2 protein-coding genes and 2 pseudogenes are annotated in these 5,538 nt (G+C 57.4%); 1 reads left to right on the forward strand and 3 read right to left on the reverse strand.

Features of this window, described 5'->3' with window-relative positions:
- Positions 1–2,570: 2,570 nt before the first annotated feature.
- A complete protein-coding gene (locus A3AI_RS0141575; RefSeq protein WP_024521093.1) occupies positions 2,571–2,777 on the forward strand; it encodes a cold-shock protein in 207 nt (68 codons plus the stop codon).
- Positions 2,778–3,570: 793 nt separating this feature from the next.
- Here the strand turns inward: A3AI_RS0141575 and A3AI_RS44910 are convergent.
- The 3 genes and pseudogenes from A3AI_RS44910 to A3AI_RS44915 all read right to left on the reverse strand — a co-directional run.
- A pseudogene (locus A3AI_RS44910) lies at positions 3,571–4,293 on the reverse strand (pilus assembly protein N-terminal domain-containing protein); the annotation flags it as partial.
- Positions 4,294–4,321: 28 nt separating this feature from the next.
- Positions 4,322–5,011, reverse strand: coding sequence for a response regulator (locus A3AI_RS0141585; protein ID WP_024521094.1), 690 nt, complete (start codon positions 5,009–5,011; stop codon positions 4,322–4,324).
- Positions 5,012–5,285: 274 nt separating this feature from the next.
- Positions 5,286–5,538, reverse strand: a pseudogene (locus tag A3AI_RS44915) (IS256 family transposase); the annotation flags it as partial.

Genomic DNA, 5,538 nt, shown 5'->3' on the forward strand with positions numbered 1-5,538 from the left:
GGTGTAAAGTTTACTGACGGCATCGAGGTCATTCCGACCACTGAAAGCCACGCCGCCTGATCAGGCCGCGTCACCCAGAATCAGCCATAGCTCGCGAACACGACGGCTTTCTTTCTCAACAATTCACAAATGACGGGCGGCCGTGGCTCCGGGGCACCCGCCGCCCGAAAGCCACCAGTGTGTAGTTTGGACGGCTTTCCGCAAACGAGGCGCCTGTTACTCGAAACTTGAATGTGACCCACGCCAGTCGGGGCACTCGTAAATTGGACGGCAGGTTGACCACGAGGCCCGCTTTCAGACCTTCCGCAACAGCGGCATGCTCGTTTTCTCTCATGGCCTTGGTCTGCGAATTGCATGCTCATTCGCATGAGATCCAAAAGCCCACTCCATGATGCCAAACACTGGCGGACGCGTGCAGAAGCGACGCGGACCAAAGCGGATTCGTTTCCCTACGGCAGATCCAGAGACAGGCTGCTCAAGGTCGCCTTGGAATATGACAAGCTGGCTCGGCTCGCAGACGACCTGCGGATGCTCGGCGAAGATCGCGATCCGGAGCCCCATCGCGCCTCCTGATGCTTCGCCATTTTTTCGACGACAGCCGCAATCGGAGCGCCAACCTTGTTCAGGGGCTCACTGCTCCGCGCGGTTTCTCAACCGTTCCGTCCGCCACAAGCCTCGCGTCCGAATTCATGCTGACGTCGGAATGCGATTGAACCTAGGCAGCGGACTTGGCTTCATCTTGATCGCCGGTGCAAAACAAACTAAGCGCGCAGCAAGGCCGATGCACATGCGCGATCGGGTTTGAAGCTCAGGTACCGCGTAGACCCGACACTATCGCCGATAGCCTTTTGCGCGGCACATTAGTTGCAAGACATGGTCTGGGGCCAACACGGTCCGGCGCCGCGACAAGCCCCAGCCGGCCCGACGCACCTTTCTTACCCGGCAAGGTGCGTCGGGCTTTTAGCTTATTTCAGCGTAGATTGGAGACGCGCGGCTCAGCTGGACCGCGAATTAAGTTAGAGTGTTGCAGCCTGTTCGTTAGCCGACAAAAATTGTTTTCATTCACGGTGGGGAACCCCAAACGATCATGCTGCCGGGGACGCCATCAGTTGAGAGGACGGCATTGGCAGCTCGTTTGCCGAATTAATTTAACAGTCGAGGATTTGGAACATTTCAGCCGGATCGACGTTGTCGGCCGTCCTCTTACCGGATAGGGCTCCTCCTGTGATTGATCTCGAGACGGCAACGCTTGTGCGCGCGCTCCTAAACGAAATCTGCGATAACAAATGTAAGCACGATCACGGCACACAGCCTCGTGTTAGCTCTGGGATCGTCCAGGGCGCAATACATCGGGAACCGTCAGTTGATGACATCGAGCGCTACCTCAAGGATGCGCCGATCAATGGACCCACGATGTGGCGATGACTTTGATTGCTGCTGTCGGGATTGTATTTCGCTCACGAGAACGCCCCGAAGAGCCAGCAGATGCCGGCCCAGATGAGTGCGCAGAGCTGGACCATCATAATCGGCCACAAATTCCAGGCGTGGTGCTGCCCAATATCGGGCGGCGAAACGTGACGGGCTCTGCCACCTTCAATCATGCGTAATCTTGATTTGCGCCAGTACGTCATTGATATTCCATCCTTGCGCTGCGCCGATCAGTCAGAGCCACGGCTTCGACGACGGCAATCGAAGTTCACCCGACCGGGCGGGCGTGTCCCGATGGCTGAATGATCGCGTAGCTCACCTCTCAAAGGCGAGCCGGCAAATGTTTGTCGCAAACCAGCTCTGGGCGTGGATTAGGTCATCTCAGTGGATTAGGTCATCTCAACGATCCAGTGATCGGTGAGCCTCCAGCCATCCGAACAATCGATGAAGTCGTAGCCAATTTCGTCCACGTGGTGGCTCTCCAACGGGCCGCCTCTATCGGAGTCCATTTATCGAGCGCCTCGGGCTGTCGGCGTGCCGCAGCCCATCGAACAATTGGGACATCGCGACAAGGCGTGCGTCGTGAGGATGCCGAATTGATCTGCTTTCCATTGTCCCGACTCAACGCGCCGTCAGCCACTTCAGATCGCGGCGATCTCACCGGTCGGCTCGAAGCTGGCGGCGCTCGCTCGCCTCGGACTCCGCGTGGCTGTGCGGCCGCGGCCAGCTTCAAAGCGGGACCGGTCAGCCTTAAGTTGAGTACGTTCTCATTCAACCTCCGTTGTGGATGACCAGGGAACCTCTGACAATCGCGACACGCTTCATCTGAGCAATTGACGTGCCGCACGCTGCGGTGCCGTACGTCGTGTCAGAAGACAGGAAAGCAGTCCATTTGCCCTGACCCAGCGGAGTGATTTGGTTTCATTGGTCTGGTTTCTCACATCGACGTCTTCATCACGACATGCCGGAAATAACAGGCAAATGAAGCCGGCGCCTCGCCAATGAGACAACAATGCACTAGAAGATGTCACCGACCAACGTGGCGAGGACAGCGCGCTGCCGGCCTTTCGCCGCCGGCTCACCTCGCCTTCGACTGAAAACCACGTTGCGACATCACTCGTTTTCTTGGAGGAGCTACTGAAGTGGCGATGGGAATTGTGAAATGGTTCAACCCGACCAAAGGCTACGGCTTCATCAGGCCGGATGATGGCGGGCCTGACGTGTTCGTACACATCTCTGCGGTTGAAAGGGCTGGTCATAATACGCTGCCAGAAGGCGTAAAGATCAGCTACGAGCTCGTGCCGGGCCGCTCGGGAAAGATCTCAGCTGAAAAATTGCGGCTCGCGTAGCTTGCTGCTGGCCAAGGCGTCGCGCTTATAGGCTTGAAACAAAAACGCGCAGCAGAAGCTCCGCGTCTCCGGCACCGAACCAGAGATACATTCGTAATCGTGTATCGACCTTGCTGGTCGAGGCAGGGTGGCCTGATCACCGGCTCGCTACGTCGCGTGTTGAGCGCATCCTCCCTGAAGCTCGAGACGGCTGCACGAGCCGCGACGCACGTGCTCCAACAGGAAGCCTTAAGACGGCGACCTGTTCGCGCACTTCGAAAGCGGCTTTCGACTTTAATGGTTTCGTGCTCCGCTTCTGACACCCGAGGATCGAGGAACGAGCTCTGATCATGCCAACTCAACCTCGGTCCACATAGATGACGTATTCGATTGACGGCGCCTTTGGCCGTTGATGTGACAGGTTCGCTTCGGATCATGAACCTGTTTCTCTGGCGATGTGGCATCCCGAGTTCTCGGCCATAATTGGGCAGTTCACGGCCTTCTTTGGGTGAGCCTCGTGGGGTTCACTTCGTTATTGAAGCAGTTCAATGCTGATCAATCAGGTTCGCGGCCGTACGAAACTCGGCCCGACCGCATTAAACAGATGTGTGTGCGATGTGACGCCTTTCCTTAAAGGTGATACGGGTCTGGCGAAGCGCTGTGTGGTATGCGGCTCTGAGCGTCGCGCCGCCATCGGAAACGCGGTGCCGAGCCGATTGCAAGCATTGGGGGGGAGGGAAGAGAGCTATGGCTGATTCTGGGTGACGCCGCCTGATCAGGCCGCGTCACCCAGAATCAGCCATAGCTCACTTTTGCCGCTGCTAAAGCCGAAAATGAAAGTGCCGCTTTGACCCATGGCGGAGATGTTGACGCCGAGCTCCTTCAGCGCGCTTCGGGAGACTTCCGCGACGCGGACGCTCAGATTGATCTGCAACGACCCCGCCACCTGGATCTTATTAATCACCGTCGCGCCGGCACCGAGAAAATGCTCAGTCACTCTCATCGCGGTATCCACTGCCTCGGCATTGGGCGCCGTACCGCTAAGGATCGCGCCTTGCGGCGTATAGTTGACCTTGATAGGGTACTCGCCGATCTGGGCCTTCAACATGGCACGCAGATCTTCAATTGGTTGCGTGACGACAACACGCAACGCGACAAGAGGCTCCCCGTTGTCGTTCAAGGCGAACAAGCTTGTTCGCCCGGATTTCTTGCCAAAAACGAAAATCGTCCGGTTCGACGCCGCCTGAAAGTCCGCGATCGTCGGGTCGGCTACAAATATGCTTGATGCCGGCGCGGACAGATTAATTGTGTTGCCCAGCGAAGAGGAGAGGTTCAGCGTTCCGCTGATGCTCTCAGCAGGAGCGCGCGTTGGGTCTCCTTTATTATCTCTCTCTAACTGGGCCGCGGCGCCAACTGGAGATAGAAGGATTGCCGCGCAAAGGAGGTAGAAAAGACAAGGAGGAATGACTGACCGCCACTTGCCAACAGCGATCAGCTGTGGATCGCCGTTCGAATGACTATTCCGAACGATCTTCAAGGCTGTCTTCGCTTTCAAGCTCGAGTTCCTACGCGGCCGATGCCGCACCATTCAATTCAAGGATATAGCCGATGGCGCGCGCGGTCTTGATCCGTAGCGTCGCGCCGGACTGGCTCAAAAGCCCGCGCAGGCGATAGATGCCGACCTCAAGCGCATTGATCGAGACGTCGTTATCGAATGCATATAGGCCGTCCTCAAGTGATGCGCGGGGCACGGTGCGGCCTGCGCGGCTGAGCAGATGCTCTAGAATGCACACTTCGCGGTGCGCTATCTTTAGCGGGCGGCCACCGACGGAAACCTGGCGGCCAATCGGATCGAACTTGAGATTGCCAAACGTAACGACAGGGGCTGTCATTTGTGTTGGTCGTCGGAGAATAGCTCGCATCCGGGCGACCAGCTCTGCAGTACAAACGGGCTTAGGCAGGAAGTCGTCCGCCCCACCGTTGAGGATTGCGATCCGCCGGCTGGGATCGTTGAGGCGGCTCATCATCAGTGCAGGCATCGAGCCTCCGTCCCGTCTCAATTGCTTCAGCCAGTCCAAGCCGTCTCCATCCGGCAGGGCCGACTCGAGCAGGAGGATGTCATAGCGCGCGCAACCAAGCGCCGCTGCTGCCTCATCCAGTGTGCGTGTCACATCAACGGCGAAGCCACAATCCAAGAGCGCTCCTTGTACGACCCGCACAGAATCCGCATCATGATCAACGAGTAGCGTTCGCATTCATCGTCTCTTATCAAGTCACGCTAGAACGACTGAGCGCACAGCGATCGACCATAAGGTCGAGCGATAATGACTGCTTGAGCGTCAGCGTTAACGTCGGAAGCAGTGATCGTCGAAGAACAGCTATAGGGTCCAGGGTTAAACTAACCCCATCCATTGTCCGAAAAATTGGCAAGTCCGAGAATCTGCTTTAGATCGTGTCCATCCTGGCCGACGCCAATGGGCCTTGGTGCCCGTATGCGAGCTATGGCTGATTCTGGGTGACGCGGCCTGATCAGGCGGCGTGGCTTTCAGTGGTCGGAATGACCTCGATGCCGTCAGTAAACTTTACACCGGCGATGACCTTCGGCAACTGATTTGTTCCTTTCAGTCGGCGCCATGTCTTCGATGCGGCGTCGATCAACTTGAACACCATCAGCTTCGCGGTTTTCGGCGAGAGCGATCCTTTCGTTCGCACCGTCCGGTGCCGCACCGTGGAGAACACGCTCTCGATCGGATTCGAGGTGCGCAGATGAGCCCAATGCTCG

The organism is Bradyrhizobium sp. Tv2a-2, assembly GCF_000472425.1.
Classification (GTDB): domain Bacteria; phylum Pseudomonadota; class Alphaproteobacteria; order Rhizobiales; family Xanthobacteraceae; genus Bradyrhizobium.